The organism is Xenorhabdus siamensis, assembly GCF_037996745.1.
GTDB classification, from domain to species: domain Bacteria; phylum Pseudomonadota; class Gammaproteobacteria; order Enterobacterales; family Enterobacteriaceae; genus Xenorhabdus; species Xenorhabdus indica.
The window spans coordinates 49,327-69,234 of record NZ_JBBMXE010000010.1; the positions used below are offsets into that span (position 1 = coordinate 49,327).

General features: G+C 38.8%; 17 protein-coding genes and 1 pseudogene. 16 read left to right on the plus strand and 2 right to left on the minus strand.

Going from position 1 to position 19,908, the window contains the following annotated elements:
- Window positions 1-15 precede the first annotated feature (15 nt).
- From AAC852_RS10605 to AAC852_RS10635, 7 genes are all read left to right on the plus strand, one after another.
- Entirely contained in the window at window positions 16-1,632 is a 1,617-nt protein-coding gene (locus AAC852_RS10605) for an AMP-binding protein (RefSeq protein ID WP_340621009.1), read from the plus strand.
- A gap of 54 nt (window positions 1,633-1,686) precedes the next feature.
- Window positions 1,687-3,090: a class I adenylate-forming enzyme family protein gene (locus AAC852_RS10610; RefSeq protein ID WP_340621188.1), complete on the plus strand. Its 1,404-nt coding sequence runs from the start codon at window positions 1,687-1,689 to the stop codon at window positions 3,088-3,090.
- 1 nt (window position 3,091) lies between these two features.
- Window positions 3,092-3,826, plus strand: coding sequence for an SDR family NAD(P)-dependent oxidoreductase (locus tag AAC852_RS10615; protein WP_340621010.1), 735 nt, complete (start codon window positions 3,092-3,094; stop codon window positions 3,824-3,826).
- Window positions 3,827-3,859: 33 nt separating this feature from the next.
- On the plus strand, window positions 3,860-5,221 hold the full coding sequence (locus AAC852_RS10620; RefSeq protein ID WP_340621011.1) for an aldehyde dehydrogenase family protein: 1,362 nt from the start codon (window positions 3,860-3,862) through the stop codon (window positions 5,219-5,221).
- A gap of 44 nt (window positions 5,222-5,265) precedes the next feature.
- Window positions 5,266-6,384, plus strand: a complete 1,119-nt coding sequence (locus AAC852_RS10625; protein ID WP_340621012.1) for an FAD-dependent monooxygenase — start codon at window positions 5,266-5,268, stop codon at window positions 6,382-6,384.
- 58 nt (window positions 6,385-6,442) lie between these two features.
- Entirely contained in the window at window positions 6,443-6,865 is a 423-nt protein-coding gene (locus AAC852_RS10630; protein WP_340621013.1) for a carboxymuconolactone decarboxylase family protein, read from the plus strand.
- 100 nt (window positions 6,866-6,965) lie between these two features.
- Window positions 6,966-7,403, plus strand: coding sequence for a MauE/DoxX family redox-associated membrane protein (locus AAC852_RS10635; protein WP_340621014.1), 438 nt, complete (start codon window positions 6,966-6,968; stop codon window positions 7,401-7,403).
- 92 nt (window positions 7,404-7,495) lie between these two features.
- On the opposite strand, the pseudogene AAC852_RS10640 reads toward AAC852_RS10635, so the two are convergent.
- A pseudogene (locus AAC852_RS10640) lies at window positions 7,496-7,678 on the minus strand (hypothetical protein); the annotation flags it as partial.
- A gap of 246 nt (window positions 7,679-7,924) precedes the next feature.
- On the opposite strand from AAC852_RS10640, the gene AAC852_RS10645 reads away from it, so the two are divergent.
- Window positions 7,925-8,683 (plus strand): ester cyclase, encoded by a 759-nt coding sequence (locus AAC852_RS10645; RefSeq protein WP_340621015.1) that lies wholly within the window; start codon window positions 7,925-7,927, stop codon window positions 8,681-8,683.
- A 430-nt stretch (window positions 8,684-9,113) separates the two neighbouring features.
- Window positions 9,114-10,169 carry a DNA polymerase IV gene (dinB, locus tag AAC852_RS10650; protein WP_340621016.1) on the plus strand — a complete coding sequence of 352 codons (1,056 nt, stop codon included), beginning with the start codon at window positions 9,114-9,116 and terminating at the stop codon, window positions 10,167-10,169.
- Between the two features lie 71 nt (window positions 10,170-10,240).
- On the opposite strand, the gene pepD is transcribed toward dinB, so the two are convergent.
- Window positions 10,241-11,701 (minus strand): beta-Ala-His dipeptidase, encoded by a 1,461-nt coding sequence (gene pepD, locus AAC852_RS10655; RefSeq protein WP_340621017.1) that lies wholly within the window; start codon window positions 11,699-11,701, stop codon window positions 10,241-10,243.
- 259 nt (window positions 11,702-11,960) lie between these two features.
- Here pepD and gpt point away from each other — a divergent pair, with 259 nt between their 5' ends.
- The 7 genes from gpt (at window position 11,961) to aas (ending at window position 19,904) form a co-directional block, all read left to right on the plus strand.
- Window positions 11,961-12,416: a xanthine phosphoribosyltransferase gene (gene gpt, locus AAC852_RS10660; RefSeq protein ID WP_340621018.1), complete on the plus strand. Its 456-nt coding sequence runs from the start codon at window positions 11,961-11,963 to the stop codon at window positions 12,414-12,416.
- Window positions 12,417-12,591: 175 nt separating this feature from the next.
- Window positions 12,592-13,839 (plus strand): esterase FrsA, encoded by a 1,248-nt coding sequence (gene frsA / locus AAC852_RS10665; RefSeq protein ID WP_340621019.1) that lies wholly within the window; start codon window positions 12,592-12,594, stop codon window positions 13,837-13,839.
- Between the two features lie 73 nt (window positions 13,840-13,912).
- Complete coding sequence (crl, locus tag AAC852_RS10670; protein ID WP_340621020.1) at window positions 13,913-14,302, plus strand: sigma factor-binding protein Crl; 390 nt, start codon at window positions 13,913-13,915, stop codon at window positions 14,300-14,302.
- A gap of 233 nt (window positions 14,303-14,535) precedes the next feature.
- A complete protein-coding gene (proB, locus tag AAC852_RS10675; protein ID WP_340621021.1) occupies window positions 14,536-15,639 on the plus strand; it encodes a glutamate 5-kinase in 1,104 nt (367 codons plus the stop codon).
- 10 nt (window positions 15,640-15,649) lie between these two features.
- Window positions 15,650-16,903 (plus strand): glutamate-5-semialdehyde dehydrogenase, encoded by a 1,254-nt coding sequence (gene proA, locus AAC852_RS10680; protein ID WP_340621022.1) that lies wholly within the window; start codon window positions 15,650-15,652, stop codon window positions 16,901-16,903.
- A gap of 178 nt (window positions 16,904-17,081) precedes the next feature.
- Complete coding sequence (aroL, locus tag AAC852_RS10685; protein WP_340621023.1) at window positions 17,082-17,612, plus strand: shikimate kinase AroL; 531 nt, start codon at window positions 17,082-17,084, stop codon at window positions 17,610-17,612.
- A gap of 144 nt (window positions 17,613-17,756) precedes the next feature.
- Window positions 17,757-19,904, plus strand: a complete 2,148-nt coding sequence (gene aas, locus AAC852_RS10690; protein WP_340621189.1) for a bifunctional acyl-ACP--phospholipid O-acyltransferase/long-chain-fatty-acid--ACP ligase — start codon at window positions 17,757-17,759, stop codon at window positions 19,902-19,904.
- Window positions 19,905-19,908 lie beyond the last annotated feature (4 nt).

A 19,908-nucleotide genomic window follows, 5' to 3' on the forward strand; every position in this document is an offset into this window, starting at 1 on the left:
AGAAAGGTAATTATTATGTCTTTAGAAGAGATTTTGAAAGATAACGCCTTTGACAGGGGAATAATTGACAATAAAACTAAATCAATAAATTTAGCAAAACGATTTGTTTTAGAAAATGAATTTCTTGATAAGCCATGTTTTATCGGACCTGATGGTTCAATAAGTTACTCTAAACTTGCATTCTTTGTCAAAAAAAGTGCCTCAGCCCTGCAATTAAAAAAAATAGAAAAGAATACAGTAGTTATTTTATGCCTCAATGATAGTCGAGAATTAGTCATTTTGTTCTTCTCTTGTTTAGCAATTGGTTTATTACCTGTCATTATTAATCCAAAATCACCCATAAATAATTTTTATTACATTCTCAATGAGTTTAATAACTCACTTGTTTTCATTGATGAAGATAATAAAATGCCGATTAAACCGAAAGAAAAAATAAATCTAATCCGTATCAAAAGAACAGATGATCTTTCGGCGTTTTCTGATTGGATGCCTAAAGACTCCGATAGTACATGGAATAATTTTTTGGAAAAAACTGTGTTTGAACCAGCTTTCATACAATATACTTCTGGCTCAACAGGAAAACCTAAAGGGGTTATTCACAGTGCCTCATCAATCCTGGCCTCTTGTGAAAATTTTTCCAGAAATCAGTTAAAGATAACCAAAAATGACATTATCTATTCAACATCAAAAACATTTTTTGGTTATGGTATGGGGAATACCCTATTTTTTCCATTATATTCTGGTGCTACTGCAATCATAGATAGTGATTGGCCTTCGATGATAAGAGTGGCAGATAACATCAAACAGTTTAAACCAACGGTTCTTTTTTCTGGCCCAGTTATATTTCGTTTGTTACTCAAAGATGATGAATTCAAAAAAAACACTCATCTCCGTTTGATTATTTCTTCAGGCTCTATGTTATCTTTTTCTTTAAAAAAAGCCTGGTTAGATAAATTTAATATTGTAATACATGATGCATTTGGATCAACTGAAACATGCCATGCTTTTGCAACAACTTATGGTTATCCCCCTCGTTCAGGGAGTATTGGAAAACTTATTACAGGGTATTCTGGAACAATTGTAGATCAAAATGGAAAAATCATGCCAGTTGGGGAAACTGGTGTTCTTATGCTGAGTTCTAAATCCCTTTCCTCTGGGTATTGGAATGATTTTCAAAATACGATTTCTGGAGGCTGGTATCGCACAGGAGACTTGTTTTCTCAGGATGAAGAAGGGTATCTTTATTATCATGGTAGAGACGATGATAAATTTAAGGTATTTGGTCGCTGGCTTGTACCCGTTGAAATAGAGAAGCTTGTGAACATTGCGTTTCCAGAAGCAGGAGATGTATTTATCGTTCCTTGGTTAGATAATACCTGCGAATACAGACCCATTTTATGTTTGAGCGTTTCTTTCGATGAATTTGAAATAGTCAGTAAAAAAATAGCTAACTACATAATCCAACAAGTAGAAAGTTATAAGCATCCCTATGCTTATTTAAATATCAAATATTTTCCACTTAATAGTAATGGTAAAATTGATAGAAAATCACTTATAAATATAGCTCAACAAGAAATTAACAATACTAAAATCTCTTATTTTCAAGGGAAAATAAATTATGATAACACTTAATAAATTCCTTTAATATAGTAAAAAGGGGTATAATTTAATACCTATACAGAATATATTGCATTAGGTGTCCAAAAACGTGAGCCTGTCGCATTATATCTTGATGATACTATAGATTATTTAATTAACTTTATTGCATTGAACAACATAGGTGCATTTCCCATTTTTGTAAATGGGGAACTCAGTAGTAATATTGCATTTCAGTTTATGAGTAATAGTGGAGCGAGATTTATTGTTTCAGATGAACAACGAATTAGTGAGCTAAATAATAAATCTACTGATTTTAAATTTATTACCCTTAAAATTCTTAATACACTTAAGAAACCTATTACAGACTATTATCAACACCATCCAAAAGATATTATCTTACTGGGACATACCTCTGGTACAACTGGTTTTCCTAAACCGGTCATCTTTACCCACGAATCTATGTTTTATGGCGTCTTGCAAGAAGTCGGTAAGCAACGAGGAAAACAAATATTATCCACATTTCCTCACTCTCACGGCGCCTCAATGACACTGATAATGCTGACGTTGATGCGAGGTGCGGTAATACATATTCAATCAAGGAAAACTGCTGTTCATATTTTAGATACCATTGAAAAAATCAAGCCTGATACCGTTGCTGCTTTTCCCAAAATATTTGTTGATATATGCAGGGAGAATCTCGATAGCTGGGATCTCAGTTCTATTTCCCATTGGATTTCGACAGGTGATGCCAACCACGAATCACATATACGGAAACTGATTTCTTATGGTCACCATTGCGTTGATGGCAAAAAAATACAGGGATCTTTTTTCATCGACAACCTTGGTTCATCAGAATTCGCATTTGCCATGTTCAGAAATATTCATCAACCGACAACAGAAAGATACGATCGTTGTATTGGAAAGCCCTTTTCTTGGGTTGATGCTGTCATATTCGATAAAGATGGAAATAGGCTTCCTGACAATAAAATCGGTATGCTAGGTGTGATTTCAAAATCAGTAACAGCAGGATATTGGAATAACCACTTGATGACTGAAAAAAATCGGCTGAATGGTTATTGGTTAACCGGTGATTTAGTTTACCGTACAAACGACGGTTTTTTTTACCACGTTGATCGTACATCAGATTGGATTAACACTCCTGACGGTCCACTTTACAGTACTCAATGCGAAGAATGGCTGTTGAAAAACATTGATAGTATTTTTGATATCAGCATCGTCTCAATTTCTATGCTTGATAGCACTCAACAGATAACCGCTATCGTCGAATTAAAAGCAGAATACAGAATATCCCCAACCACGCTACTACGGGAAATTAATTATTATAACCGAAAAAAACAATGGCCATTAATAGATAATATTGTGTATGAATCTGCCAATAAATACCTAGGCGTAACAGGAAAAAAACTCAAGAGAAAAATTAGAGATTGTATTCCTGAGAATGATTTAGTCATCCTTAAAGAAGGAAATTAAGATGAATAAAACATGTTTAATTACAGGAGCTAACAAAGGTATTGGGTTTAAAATAGCCGAAAAATTAGGTGAGCGAGGCCACCGGGTCATACTTTCAGGTCGTAATATATCAGCTCTTGAAAAAAGTGTTTTACAATTAACCCAACTGGGAATTACTGCCGAGCTATTACATTTGGATGTTACGGACCAAGAATCTATAAAATCGGCTGCAAATTTAATGCTTAGTAATAATATAACTATTGATGTGCTTATCAATAATGCAGGAATCTTTTTGGATTCAATTCAAAAACCCAGTGAAACATCTCTGGATAGTATTCATAAAACTCTAGAGGTCAATTTGATCGGTCCCTGGCTTGTCACTCAGGCATTTTTACCTTTACTCCAACGCTCAAAAGAAGCCAGGCTGATTTTTATATCTACTGATCTTGCTGCCTTATCTCAAGCAGCCGATCCCCATTCAAAGTACAACAAGGTTGAAGGTTCGGCCTATCGCACCTCTAAAGCAGCCTTAAACATGCTTGCTTTACAATGGGCCAAAGAGCTGCGCGATTCGAATATCTCTGTCAGTGTATGTAGCCCAGGTTGGTGCAGAACCACTCTAGACAGTCAAATTGATTCACGACAAGCCCCTAATTCTGCTGCTGACGGTGCTGATACCGCTGTTTGGCTCGCTTTAGATAAAGACAGAACACAACATGGGCATTTCTATGCATCTCGTCAACCTATCAATTGGTAACTTTATAAAATAAACAATATTGAGGATAATATCATGACAAAAAAAGAAAATATTAATATCTCTGATCACCAAGCTGAAACAACTCTTTATATAGATACATTAATTTACCAAGGAAGGGGGGCACAAAAAGAGATTGAAAAATGCTCAGATGAAGAGATTGATAATGTTCTGCACGATTTAGCTAAAATCTTTTCCTCCCGCTGTCGTCAATGGGCCGAAAAAGAGCTTGCTGTAACACATATCGGCAATGCTGATGATAAAGAACACAAATTAGCATTAGTCGTTAATCAAGTATTTAAAGGATTATATGGCACCAAAACCTACGGTCGCCTTGATGGCAGCCAAAGACTCATTGAATATGCCAGTCCGGTAGGATTGATATTTGCTGTTGTTCCATTAACCAATCCAATTCCAAATTCACTTTTCAAAATCATGCTTTCTCTCAAAACTCGCAATGCTATCATTTTCAGCTATCCTTCCAAAACAGATAAATTAGCAAGTGAATTTATTCAGTTAGTACAACAGACTATTGTTTCCCATGGTTTGCCGATTTCATTGATTCAGGTTTGTACACCGCCAAGTCACGATAAAACTCATATGTTAATGCAGCACCCTGGTGTAGATATGATCCTTGCTACAGGGGGGAAAACAATAGTCCATGCAGCTTACAGTTCAGGTAAGCCAGCATTTGGTGTGGGGCCTGGCAATGTTCCGGTTTATATTGGGCGATCCGCTAATATCAAAAAAGCTGCTGCCAATATTGTTAAGGGAAAAATGTATGATAATGGTATTGTTTGTGGCTCAGAAAGTAATCTTATAACACATCCTGCCTGTAGAAATGACCTGATCATAGCTTTAGAGGCAGATGGTGCAGCTATCTTGACCGCCAGTGAAATTGAACAAGCTATTCAAATGTTATTTAACCAAGAGACCCAATATCTGAAGCGGGAAAATATTGGTCTTTATGCCGCATCATTGGCAGAAAAAGCTCATATATCGCGCAATTATCCAATTAAATTGCTTATTATACCGGCTGAATTAGGGAGATATGATTTTCTCAGCAATGAAAAAATGGCACCAATATTAACGTTATATACTGCCAATGAAGAAAATGGTATTGACCTCTCTTATTCGTTAATTTGTAAAGAAGGTGCTGGTCATACAGCCGTAATACATAGTGAAGATCCCGATGAGATTCATCAATTCTCGCTCGCTATGCCTGCCGGGAGGATTTTGGTGAATACTGCGGCAACACATGGCATGCTTGGAGAAACAACTGAGCTCCCTATATCATTTATGCAAGGTAGCGGAACTTTTGGCAGCAACCATACGACTGATCCGATCATCTGGAAACACTTAGTCAACATTAAACGTGTTGCGTATGGCTTACAATGATGTATCTGAATTTTTCAAATTTAAATAATTTGGGAAGAAAATAAATGAAAATACAGTGTATTGGTGCAGGCCCTGCCGGATTAGTGTTTGCCATTCTTACAAAAATGCATAATCACCATCATGAAATTGTTATATATGAACGTCACTTACCAAACGTTACAACCGGGTGGGGGCTTACACTTTCTGAATCAATTTTACAACAATTAGCCAAAATTGATCCTATTATTGTTGAACAACTCAGGTCTCATGTTTTAACGTTAAATCATATTGATATTCACATTAGAGGAAAGATAATCCGCTCATCCAAGCAACAACTTCTTGCGATCAGTCGATTAAGTATGGTCAATATTCTGAGAAAAAGAGCACAGGATATTGGTATCAGAATAAATTATAATATTTCATTAAAATATGAAGATCTTATTAAGCTCTCCGCTGATCTGACGGTTATAAGTGACGGTTCCAACAGTAAAATAAGAAATCAGTTAGAAAATAAATTTAATACAGTACTTCATGAAGGAAATAATTTATATTTATGGTTAGGGACTTCACAACTTTTTAATAATACCTTTAATTTTATTTTCGAACAAACAGAAACAGGTTGGTTTTGGGCGCATTGTTTCAAGTTTGAGAAAAATTGTTCTACGTTTATTGTTGAATGTTCACATGAAACTTGGATAAAAACAGGATTTTTATATATGGATAAAAAGCAAACAATAAATTTTTTGGAAAAAACTTTTTACCGACATTTACATGGCCATCCATTAAAATTCAATGATATATTTAGAAAAAAAATCTATTGGCGTCGTTTTGTTTCTCCCGTAAGCAAAATTTGGTATTACGATAAAAAAGTTTTGCTAGGAAATGTTGCTCATTCTACACATTTTTCTATCGGCTCAGGAACAAAGTTAGCAATAGGAGATGCAATTGCACTAGCGGAAAATCTAAGGTCATGCAATAGATTAGATCTAACCAACCTTGCACATTACCAACAGTGCCGGCAAAATGAATCATTAAATTTACATATAGCAGCAAAAAACTCTCAATCTTGGTTTGAAAATGTTGATTCATTAATTTCAAATGATTTTTTACAATTTTCTATCTCTTTACTTTTGAGAAGTGGTAGAATTTCACAAGATGATCTTTCTATAAATCTGTTACAATAATATATAAAGAGAATGTATTTTATATTTTCATTTTATAAAATAGTAAACAGAGGTTATAATGAATTACGCAAAAATATCCCCTAAGATAATAAACCCACTGTATAAAAGTTATGATGAAATACAGAAAACTGAATTAGATCACTCGCTTATTCTTTTAGTTGAAATGCGAACCTCACAAATTAATGGTTGTGCCTACTGTTGTAGGCTCCATGCAGAAATGGGGCGTAAGCTAGGTATAAAAGAGGAAAAGTTCGATAAGTTACCAGGCTGGTTTAATTCCAATATCTATAGTCCGAAAGAAATATTGGCATTAGAATGGTGTGAAGCGCTAACAACAAGCATTAGGAAAAAAAATCTTGACCCTATCAGAGAACGTTTAGAAGAGGTTTTTTCAGAAAAAGAAATTGTTGATCTGACTGCTGCTATATCAGTCATGAATGCCTTGAATAGAATGGCAGTAAGCATTGGAGATAATGGGTAGTAAATTTCCATTATTTGCAACTTAGTTGATGTGTTAAACAATATATTCTATGAATATTATTTTCATAAGACATGATAGTTTCACGACTAAAGGAAATCCTATGTTAAGTGGAAATCAATTAAGATATGCAATGTTAATCGCACGTTACTCACTTTCTATTGCATTTCTAGTCGCAGTTGCTGACAGACTGGGTTTTCATGGTGGATATGGTGAAGAGCAAATTACATGGGGTAACTTCACTGTATTTCTTGACGTTGTTAAACGTTTAAACCCTTGGGCACCTGATTTTATGATCCCTATTTTGGGCTGGGGAGTTACTCTTCTGGAAATCATTTTACCAATATGCTTAATGGTAGGTTTTAAAATCAAAGAAAGTGCATTGATAAGTGCAATCCTGCTATTAATTTTTGCTATCGCAATGGCAACAACCGGCTTATTAAAAAGTGTGTTTGACTATAGTGTTTTATCTGCGTTTTCTTGTGCCCTTCTACTCTATTTTTTTGAAAAATTAAAAATGGGTGAAGATAAAATTATCTAAATTAATAGATCAAATAGTGATAATAACTAAATGGTACTGCATTGTGTAATACAGTACCAAAATTACTTTAATTATATTTAGATTTGGTGAGATTACATAATAAGTACAACATTGTTAATCTGGTAGTAAACGTGCTTATATTTCCTTAATAATTCATTCGGTGTTTTAGCGTGCTGTGTTTTTATGGAGTAATCATTTAAGCGGTTTACAATAAAATTTATTTTTTGATCAGTTAATTCATTAAAATCAGTTCTCTTTGGAAAATATTGCCTGATTTATTCTGATTTCTCTTCATCTCCCGACTGATGGCAGGTGTGAATTTCGATTGAATGACGCGGAAATGAAAAGATGTGAACAACCTGCTTTTTTTAAACTGGGGAAATGGTATCTTTCTGTTTCAGTCAGTTGTGTATAGGACATAGTGTATTTCCCTGTGGTAGAAAAGATGCTTGTTATAGCAACTAACCGCTCTTTTGAAAAATAGCACTTATTAGTTTGTCGAATCCGCAAGGTATAACTTTATGACTACTAAACAAAGAGAAAAAAATATATCTAATGCCAAGTATTTTATGCATGAAGTTTGGGTTCTAAAAAATCCCACAGATAAATCAATAAAAATGATGGATAATGATACAATTATTGAAAGTCCTACCGGAACTTCAGTTGGCATTGATTCTTTTATAACACTATTGAAAATTTGGTACAGGGCTTTTCCTTATTTAGTATACAGAGAAAATAATATCAGCGCTCACAATAGAGATATTATTATTGATTGGGAAATTGAAGGAGAACATCTTGGTGAGTTTTATTCAATTTCTGCAACCGGAAAAAAGGTTAATTATCGTGGAACAACAAAAATTGTTTTCAATGATGAGAAAATTATCCATTATCACACAAAGACTGATATAAAAAATATTATTTTACAATTGACAAGTTCATCATATTCTCCAGTTTTTGATATAAAAAATATTGAGGTATATAATTTAATCAATCAAATATTAGGACATCAATTGTCTTATCGGCAAATAGAGTGCCTTGCCCTTTCTACGTTAAATACGTCTATCAAAGATATTGCAAGGTTATTATCTATAGAAAACAGTACCGTACAGACTCACTTAAAAAGAGCGTTCGAAGTCATTGGTATTAGTAATAAAAAAATGCTTATGGAGTTCATTATTAAGTGTCATGCGATTGAAATTATGGTTAGAGTTGGATTGCTTATAATAATTCGCATAAGAAAGAATAAATATTTTAAATTAAACTACTCAATAATAATTTAATCTGAACTAAGCAATTGTGACAGACATTTGATAAAAATATGATCTCCAGCCACCGTTAATGTTTCACGTCGGTCATGATTCGAACCAGGGCAAACGGGTCTAATTTATACTGCTGAAAATCCCATAGTAAGAACTTTCAGCATATAGTCATTATCCCAGGTGACTTTCTGATGCTTGATTTTCAGGTTATGTAAATGGTTAGATTACTCATTAAACGTAGTTTTCACGCTCAATAGACGTCCCTATCACTTTATCGTGCATTTCTTCTCATCGATCCCGGCACAGAAGTGATTGCTCACGTTTTTTGACCCGCAAAACCTTATCTTTTTCAAAATCGATAGAAATGCATGTGATAAAAATGGTTAAAAAAAGTAGCGCGTTATGATTTTTAACTGTATATATATACAGTTATTTGTCGTGGAGAGATAAGATGCGCAAGATTATTCATATTGATATGGACTGCTTTTTTGCTGCTATTGAAATGCGGGATAACCCATCACTTCGCGATATTCCTATTGCTGTTGGTGGTAGTGCTGACAGGCGAGGTGTTATCAGTACAGCGAATTATCCTGCCCGCCGTTTCGGCATACACAGCGCTATGTCTACCTCAATGGCTTTGAAACTTTGTCCTCAATTGAAAGTGATTTCAGGACGAATGGCGTTCTATAAAGAAGTTTCTCAACGTATCCGCCAGATTTTTTCTCGTTATACCGAATTGATTGAACCGCTTTCTCTGGATGAGGCTTATCTGGATGTAACGGATTGCCAATATTGTTATGGTTCCGCGACGCTAATTGCTAAAGAGATTCGTCAGGTCATTTTTGAGGAGTTGCAATTAACTGCTTCGGCAGGTGTTGCACCCGTTAAATTTCTGGCCAAAATTGCATCAGATATCAATAAACCCAATGGTCAGTATGTGATTGCTCCTGAACAAGTTGAAGAGTTTGTGAAATCTTTACCATTACACAAAATTCCCGGTGTGGGAAAAGTAACGGCTAATCGATTATCAGGTCTGGGCTTGGAAACCTGTGTGGATGTGCAACGCTATGACAAGTTAGAGTTAATAAAAAAATTAGGGAAATTTGGCTTAGCACTTTGGCAGCGTTGTCATGGTATTGATGAGCGCTTAATCAAGCCTGAGCGCTTACGTAAATCTGTTGGTGTCGAAAAAACACTGGCGCAGGATATTCATGATTGGCGTGATTGTGCCGAATTGATTGAACAACTTTACCCTGAACTGGAAAAGCGGTTGGGAAAGGTTAAGCCTGATCTCCGTATTGCTCGTCAGGGCATTAAATTAAAATTTGATGATTTTCAACTGACGACACAGGAACATGTTCATCCTCTATTAGATAAACAGGATCTGCTTCGGATCGCCAGACAGGCTTGGGAAATTCGCAGAGAAGGCCGGGGCGTCCGGTTAGTTGGTCTGCACGTGACATTACAGAATCCACAACTGGAACGACAGTTATTGTTGGAATGGTAATACCGCTTGTTATAGGGAAAGCGTGTAAGAAAGAATATTCCCCCTGCTTGTGAGCAGGGGGGATGCCGACATTACTCTTTCACCGGAATTGATTTCAGAATGGCAGTCAACAATTGCCAATATTGACCAACACTCTTAATGTGAACCCTTTCATCAGGTGAATGTGCGCCACGAATGGTTGGGCCAATGGAGACCATATCCATATCTGGATACGGTTTTTTAAACAACCCACATTCCAAACCTGCGTGGATCACCATAATATTCGGCATGTTGTCGAACAATTGGTGATAAGTTTCGCGGACTAAATGCATAACCGGAGAATTGGCATCCGGCTGCCAGCCAGGATAATCACCACTTGCTGTTGTTTCTGCGCCGGCCAGTTTTGCCAGAGAATTCAGCATCCCGGCAACATAGGCTTTACCACTTTCAATTAATGAACGGATCAGACAGATAATTTCCACTCTGTCTGCTTCCATATTAACAACGCCTACATTCAGGGATGTTTCTACAACACCTTTAGCGACATCGCTCATACGGATAACACCGTTAGGCATGGTGTTTAACATAGAGATAAAACGAGACTGGCAGTCTGCTGTCAATGCTGGTGATGAAGTTTCAATTTCGTCCAATAAGAGAGTCAAATTTGTGTCAGCAACCGCATATTCATTTTTCAATGTTTCCAAATAATCATCTTTTAATTGATGTAGCTTTTGGCGCTGCTCTGCTGGCACGGCAATGATAGTAGAGCTTTCACGAGGAATAGCATTACGCAGTGTTCCTCCCTGAAAATGAATCAATTTCAGGCCAAGTTCTTCTGTATGTGTAGCGAGAAAACGAGCCAGTAATTTGTTAGCGTTACCTAATCCTAAGTGGATATCACCACCGGAATGACCACCTTTCAAGCCTTTCAGCGTTAGTTGCAGAGTTTGATAGTTTGCTGGCAGAGACTCGCGGGAGAGTGTTATCGTTGAGACAAAATCAATACCACCTGCACAACCCATATAGATTTCGCCTTCTTCTTCTGAATCAGTATTTATCAGAATATCAGCTTGCAACCAGCCGGGTTGAAGGCCGAATGCACCATCCATACCTGCTTCTTCAGTCATGGTCAGTAAAACTTCCAGCGGGCCGTGTTTGACAGATTCATCTGCCAGCACTGCCAAGGCGGAAGCCACACCAATACCATTATCTGCCCCTAATGTTGTACCTTCAGCCGTTATCCAATCACCATCAATGTAAGGACGGATGGGATCTTTCGTAAAATCGTGTTGTGTATCATTGTTTTTTTGAGGAACCATATCAAGATGAGCTTGAAGCACGACTGCTTTGCGGTTTTCCATGCCTTTTGTGGCCGGTTTTCTGATCAGGATATTACCGACTTTATCGCGTTCAACATGGAAATTTCTGTTTTTAGCCCATTCAATGATGTGAGAGGCCAGTTCTTCTTCATGATAGGATGGGTGTGGAATGGAGCAAATTTTAGCAAAAATATCCCATAATGGCTGAGGGGATAGTGTTGATAATTCGGACACGTCAGATCTCCTGTAACTGCATCTTGATGAAATGGGAAGTATATAATGTTTGACATATCGGGGGCTTTTATCATCTTGAGCTGCCCCAGTGTCTATGCTCTTGCCTGAGAATACCATTTTCTTGTGAATAATGCGCAATCAGGATGTTCCTTGTTTTTGCTGGTTTTTGCTCGCCTAACTCACTATAATCTCGCGCAACCTTTATTCCGCAACAAACAACTCTTTTCTGAGATTTTCTTAGTTTCCAGGATCAAATTTTATGAGCGAAAAATATGTCGTAACGTGGGATATGTTGCAAATACATGCCCGTAAACTGGCACAACGTTTACTTCCCGCAGAGCAATGGAAAGGTATTATTGCTGTCAGTCGTGGCGGGCTTGTACCTGGAGCTTTATTGGCTCGTGAACTGGGGATCCGTCATGTGGATACAGTTTGTATTTCCAGTTATGATCATGATAATCAGCGTGAGTTAAAGGTGTTGAAAAAAGCCGAAGGGGATGGAGAAGGCTTTATCATCGTTGATGATTTGGTTGATACCGGAGGCACTGCTCAGGCAATCCGTGAGATGTATCCAAAAGCGCACTTCGTGACGATTTTTGCCAAACCTGCTGGCCGTCCGTTAGTGGATGATTATGTAGTTGATATTCCTCAAAACACATGGATTGAACAGCCGTGGGATATGGGCGTAGCGTTTATCCCACCTATCTGTGAATAATAATTATACTATACCTCTCATCTTGCAAGTTGCTCTTTAATTGGCTGCACGATTCTTTATAGCTACCCCAGTCATATAGTTACCTATGCGTCTGGGGATTTTTCTATTGCTACTGCAATGCGACTCGAAATCTATTGGATATTTTTGTGATAAGCAGTAATAAATTTCTTTTGCCATGACTAAACATAATCTTTCAGAATCGCTGTTTAAACCTCAGGTTAAACAGCGGGAAACTTCTACATTGGTAAAATACGTTTGTCCACAAGTGACTAATGCCAGTAATAAAGTACTCAGTGGAGAGCGCCAGGAACGTTGGTATCGCATGATTAACTGGCTCGCTTGGATCTGGAGGGGGATCAATCCGCTGGAAATTCAAGATGTTCTCAGCAGGATTGCGGTGACAAATGCTGAACGCAGTCATGACCATTTATTGGACACAGTGGTTGGCTATCGTAAAGGGAATTGGGCCTTTGAATGGTCACAACAGGCCATGTTCTGGCAGCAGAAAGCACAGCATGTTGAACAGGGATCTGAAGCCAGTGAGTGTTGGTTAAAAGCCTCAATGTTATACAGCGTTGCTGCGTATCCCCATCTGCGTGGTGACGAATTGGCAAATCAGGCTGTTGCTCTGGCTAATAAAGCTTATGAAAATGCAGCACATTTTTCTGATTATCAGTTGAAAAAACTGAAATTTCAGGTAGAAGAAGGTAAAACCGTTACCGGTTTACTGCATATTCCTCCAGATATTCAGGGGCCATGTCCGACAATACTTGTTTGTGCCAGTCTTGATAGTCTGCAAAGTGATTGTTGGCGATTGTTTCGGGAACATTTCTCACCGCTAGGTTTTGCAATGCTGACGGTAGATATGCCCTCTATAGGCTATTCAGCCAAGTTTACATTGACACAGGATACTTGCGCTCTTCATCAACAAGTATTGCAACAATTAAAAACTGTTCCGTGGATTGACCATACAAGAGTGGGCATTTTTGGTTTTCGTTTTGGTGCCAATATTGCTGTTCGTCTTGCATATCTGGAGCCTCATCTTATTAAGGGAGTGGCAGTGGTCAGTCCGGTTGTTCATGAACTTCTGCATGATGAAAAGTTGCAGCAGAAAATTCCGTCAATGTACAAAGATGTACTTGCCAATCGCCTGGGCGTTTACCATGTTGATGAAGCTGCTCTGCGTTTAGAACTGAGCTGTTATTCCTTGAAAAATCAAGGATTACTGGGGCGCCGCTGTTCTGTGCCAATGTTTTCAGTATATTGGAAAGAGGATATTTTCAGTCCAAGAGAAGACTCAAAACTTATTGCTAGATCATCAATGGATGGATCTTTATTGGCAATTCCGTCAACCCCTGTCTACAGTGGTTTCAGTAGGGCATTACACGAATCAAGTGTATGGTTGAAAGATAAAGTTGACTAAACTTAAATTTAATAGTTGAAATTTTTTAATCATTTGATACAAATGTGCTTCTGTTTATAAAGGAGACCTTTGTATGACTGTACCCGCAAGTTATTCCAGAAATAAGTTGTTAAAGAGTTTTTCTGCATTAGGGCCCTACTTACGCGAACTAAAATGCCAAAATGATTACTTCTTTTTTGATTGTCTGGCTGTTTGTGTGAGTGCAAAAGCAGCACCAGAAAAACGGGAGTTTTGGGGATGGTGGTTAGAATTGGAATTACAGGAAAAAGGGTTTGTTTATAACTATCGGATAGGCCTATTTGATAAACATGGTGAGTGGCAACCAATGAGTATCAAAAAAGAAGCTGATCTTAAGCATCTTGAATCAACATTGCAGGCGTTTCACAAACGTCTGTCCGATTCTCTTGATACCTTCAAACTGACGCTAATCCCATCCGACAACACTGTTACTCCTCAGATCTAAATTTTGGCATGAATTTGTTTTATACCCGATAAATTCTAAGTTGTATCAGGATCATAAATAAATGGAATCAATAAGAAGGCAACTTGATGAATTAAGGGTATAAATCAACTTTTTTTGAATTTTGCGTTATGCCAGTTGGCATGACGCTTCTCTCCTGCTAAAACTGAGCTCTGTTTTTTTAAATTTATTGTGTCTTATTTATTTTTCAAATGAATGGTAATGGCAGGAATATGATGAATGACAGTCAAACATTGGTTGTGAAATTGGGGACGAGTGTACTGACTGGTGGTTCCCGTCGTTTAAATCGTGCCCATATGGTGGAGTTGGTTCGGCAATGCGCGCAGCAACATGAAAAAGGTCACCGTATTATTATTGTAACTTCCGGTGCCATTGCCGCAGGCCGGGAACATCTTGGTTATCCAGAACTGCCAGCGACAATTGCTTCAAAACAGTTGCTTGCTGCTGTAGGGCAAAGCCGCTTGATCCAATTATGGGAGCAGCTTTTCTCCATTTATGGCATTCATGTCGGCCAAATGTTGTTAACCCGAGCAGATCTGGAAGATCGTGAACGTTTCCTGAATGCAAGGGATACACTTCATGCACTACTTGATAACCAGATTATCCCGATCATTAATGAAAATGATGCAGTTGCAACAGCAGAGATCAAAGTGGGTGATAATGATAACCTTTCTGCTTTGGCGGCAATTCTGGCGAGTGCGGATAAATTATTGCTTCTGACAGACATTGAAGGGCTATATACTGCCGATCCCCGCAGTAATCCTAATGCAGAACTTATTCGTGAAGTACATGATATCAGCGATGAACTCAAAATGATGGCCGGGGATAGCGTGTCAGGTCTTGGAACCGGCGGTATGGCGACAAAACTTCAGGCTGCAGGTGTTGCAGGTCGTGCCGGAATTGATGTGATTATTGCTGCGGGTAATAGGGCCAATGTCGTTGCTGATGTGATTGAAGACAAATCGGTTGGTACACGTTTCCATGGCTTGACCAGTCCGATGGAAAATCGTAAGCGCTGGATCTTCGGTGCACCTTCTGCGGGAGAAATCATTGTTGATGAGGGTGCAGAATCTGCCATTCTTGAGAAAGGCAGCTCTTTATTGCCGAAAGGGATAAGAAGTGTTGCAGGTGACTTTTCCCGTGGTGAAGTTGTCCGCATCTGTAGCTTATCCGGCAAGAAGTTAGCCCATGGTGTATGCCGTTACAACAGTGACGCTTTACGCTTGATTGCAGGTCACCATTCACAGAAAATCTGCCAGATATTGGGTTATGAATATGGTGCAGTTGCTGTGCACCGTGATGATATGATCGTAAGTTAAGGATTCCACCATGCTAGAGCAGATGGGAAAAGCAGCTAAAGCAGCATCATGGCAACTGGCTCAATTGAGCACCAGTCAGAAAAATCAGGTGTTGGGTCATATTGCTGATTTACTTGAGCAGGAAACAGAAGAGATCCTTGCTGCTAATCAGCAGGATATGGAACAAGCCCGTCAACAAGGTATGAATGAGGCATTGCTTGATCGGTTATTGCTGGCCCCTGAACGGTTGAAAGCGATTGCTAATGATGTGCGTCAGGTTTGTCGATTGGCTGATCCTGTGGGACAGGTGATGGATGGACAACTGTTGGATAATGGATTGCAACTGAGCCGACGCCGCGTTCCCCTTGGTGTAATTGGTGTAATTTATGAAGCTCGTCCCAATGTCACTATTGATGTAGCATCATTATGCCTGAAAACAGGGAATGCCGTGATACTACGTGGTGGTAAGGAAACCCATCATACCAATCAAGCAATGGTAAAAGTGATCCAACAGGCATTAGAACAAAGTGGTTTACCTGCCGCGGCGGTTCAAGCGATTAGTAAACCTGATCGTGAATTAGTTGCCGAATTATTGAAAATGGATCGCTATATTGACATGCTGATCCCAAGAGGGGGGGCTGGGTTGCATAAACTTTGCCGAGAACAGTCCACTATTCCGGTTATCACTGGAGGAATTGGCGTTTGTCACACGTTTGTTGATGAACATGTGAATTTCGAAAAAGCGTTGGAAGTTATCACCAATGCAAAAGTTCAACGACCAAGCGCCTGTAATGCTTTGGAAACTCTCTTGGTACATGAGAGAATAGCCGCTGACTTTCTGCCGGCATTAAGTGTCAGAATGAAAGAGCAGGGGGTAACATTGCATGCAGGGGCGTCAGCTATGGCGTTACTGAAAGATGGCCCGGCAAACGTTGTTGAAGTGGCAGAAGCAGACTATTGCGATGAATGGCTATCATTGGATATGAATGTGGAAATTGTCAGCGATATTGATAAAGCTATTGAACATATCCGTACTTATGGTACAGCCCATTCGGATGCTATTTTGACAGAGTCTTTACAGCATGCAGACTATTTTATTCGTCACGTAGACTCTTCGGCTGTATATGTAAATGCTAGTACACGTTTTACTGATGGCGGTCAGTTTGGTTTAGGGGCAGAGGTTGCTGTTAGTACCCAGAAACTACACTCCAGAGGTCCAATGGGGCTGGATGCATTGACGACTTATAAATGGATCGGTTACGGAGATTACCTTACCCGTCGTTAATGGCAATATTCTGTTTTAGTCATTTTTAAATCAGAACCAGTCACACTTATCATTAAGTGTGACTTTTAGTGTGGTAAAAATAGTGTAGTAAAAATATATTATTACATAAATGTAAATATTTAATTACTATACTTTGTATTCAACTTTAATGGCTTAGACCTTCAGGAAAAACAACACAATGAAGCAAACTCTATTTATCGTAGGTGCACGTGGTGCAGGGAAGACGACAATAGGTAATTTGTTGGCTGAAGTGTTAGCGTATAAATTTGTTGACACCGATGAAATTATTCAGATTTCATGTGGGATGACTATTGCTGACCTCGTTGAGCAACATGGTTGGGACTATTTCAGGAAGTTGGAAAGCCAAACATTAAAAGCTGTCAGCCAGAAAAACCGGGTCATTTCTACAGGGGGTGGAATGGTATTAGCAGCCGAGAATCGGCAGTATATGCGGCAAAATGGCATTGTGATTTATCTGCAAGCCCCGGTAGAAGTTCTGATAGAGCGGTTATCTCATAATCCAGAAAATTCACAGCGCCCTAGCCTGACTGGGAAATCCATAACAGAAGAAATAGCCGGAGTGTTGGCAGAAAGAGAGCCACTATATCGTGAATGTGCACATTTTATTGTCGATGCTACCCTACCAATAGAAAATACCGTTCTTGATATAAAAAGTTATATTTTGAGGCAATATAAACAGATAATTTGATATATTTTTTTATTTTTACGTTTATTTTTTATATGAGTAATAAATTCTATATCTCAGATCATTTATACCTCTTATAGTATCACTCTACTTATTACTCACTTTAATTTTATTTAATTATATTGAGATATGGATTGAGATATGGATATGCTCTTAACGTTTCTGCGATTACTTGTGCGTGTGCTCTTTGGAGTTACAGTAGAAGGTGATGATAAGCATCTCAAACACCCCAAATGTATTATTACTCCCAATCATATTTCCTTTTTGGATGGTCTTCTGATTGGACTTTTTCTGCCGGTGAAACCCGTATTTGCCATTTATTCTAATATTGCGACACGGAGCTTTCTCAAATTTATTAAACCTTATGCGGATGTTGTGCCCTTGGATCCAACGAATCCGATGGCAATCAGAACGCTGGTTAAAGAGATCGATAATGGGCGGCCTATCGTAATTTTCCCTGAAGGCCGGATCACGGTAACGGGCTCTTTGATGAAAGTTTATGATGGTGCAGCGTTCATCGCAGCCAAGTCAGATGCCAAAGTCGTGCCTATTCGTATTGATGGTGCAGAACAAAGTATCTTTGGGCGTTTGAAAGGTGTTATGAAACTTCATTGGTTCCCTAAAATTACCATCAAGATCTTACCTGCCATAGATTTTCCAATGCCTGATGCCCCAGATTCGTCAATACGTCGTCGTTTGGCGGGAGAAAAACTGCATGCTGTCATGATGGATGTGAGAATGCAGACACGTCCGAAAGAGACGTTATTCAGTGCTTATCTGATAGCTCAAAAGCGTTTTGGTCGTTTTAAATCCTGTATTGAAGATACCGCACTGAAAGAAGATAGTTATCACACACTACTGAAAAAAATATTGTCAGTCAGTCGGATCTTAGAACGTTTTACTCAGGAAGGTGAAAGAATCGGATTTTTACTGCCTAATGCTACTGTTATGGCGGCTGCTATATACGGCGCATCGCTGAGAGGCCGGGTTCCGGCCTTGTTGAACTATACGGCGGGAACCCGTGGTGTTAAAAATGCCATACAAGCGGCGACAATCAAATCCATTGTGACCTCTCGTCAATTTCTGGAAAAAGGGCAGTTAACTCATTTGCCTGAGCAAGTAACAGAAGCGAATTGGGTTTATCTTGAAGATCTGAAAGATACCATCACATGGGACGATAAGTTTTGGATATTTTGGCATTTAATTTTTCCGACCACAGCTATTTTGCCTTCACAGAGGCCAGAAGATGAGGCGCTGATCCTATTTACTTCAGGTTCTGAAGGTGCACCAAAAGGGGTTGTGCATAGTCATGCCAGTTTATTGGCTAATGTTGAGCAAATTAAAACGATTGCAGACTTTACTCCGCAGGATCGTTTTATGTCATCTTTGCCCTTGTTTCATGCCTTTGGGCTGACAGTCGGGTTATTTACCCCTTTGATGACGGGAAGCCGTGTATTCCTTTACCCAAATCCACTGCATTATCGTGTTATTCCTGAAATGGTCTATGACCAAAACTGTACGGTTCTGTTCGGAACCTCAACTTTCCTGGGTAACTATGCCCGTTTTGCTCACCCTTATGATTTTGCCCGCTTGCGCTATGTCGTTGCAGGTGCAGAAAAACTGTCAGAAAACACCAGACGTGTTTGGCAGGATAAATTTGGTATCCGTATTCTGGAAGGTTATGGCGTGACAGAATGTGCTCCTGTTGTGGCAATTAATGTCCCGATGGTTGCCAAAGTAGGTACAGTTGGACGGATTTTGCCGGGTATGGAAGCGCGCTTATTGCCTGTGCCAGGTATTGAAGAAGGTGGACGTCTGCAATTACGTGGCCCGAATATCATGAAAGGTTATCTGCGGGTTGAGACTCCGGATCGTCTTGAGCCACCCGCAGCAGAAAATATTGAAGGGAATCTACAGCTTGGTTGGTATGATACAGGCGATATTGTCTCTATAGATGAAGAGGGTTTTTGTACGATTAAAGGGCGCGTGAAGCGTTTTGCTAAATTGGCCGGTGAAATGATTTCTCTTGAAGCCGTAGAGCAAATTGCTTCAAGGATATCACCGGATGCTCTGCATGTAGCAACGGCGAGAAGCGACTACAGTAAAGGTGAAGCTCTGGTGCTGTTCACGACAGATACCGTTCTGAACAGAAATGCGATGTTAGTTGTTGCACGCGAAATTGGAATGCCTGAACTGGCAGTTCCACGAGATATTCGCTATGTGCAGCAATTACCTTTACTTGGTAGTGGCAAACCTGATTTTGTCACATTAAGAGAAATGGCAGAGCAGGAGTAAGGAA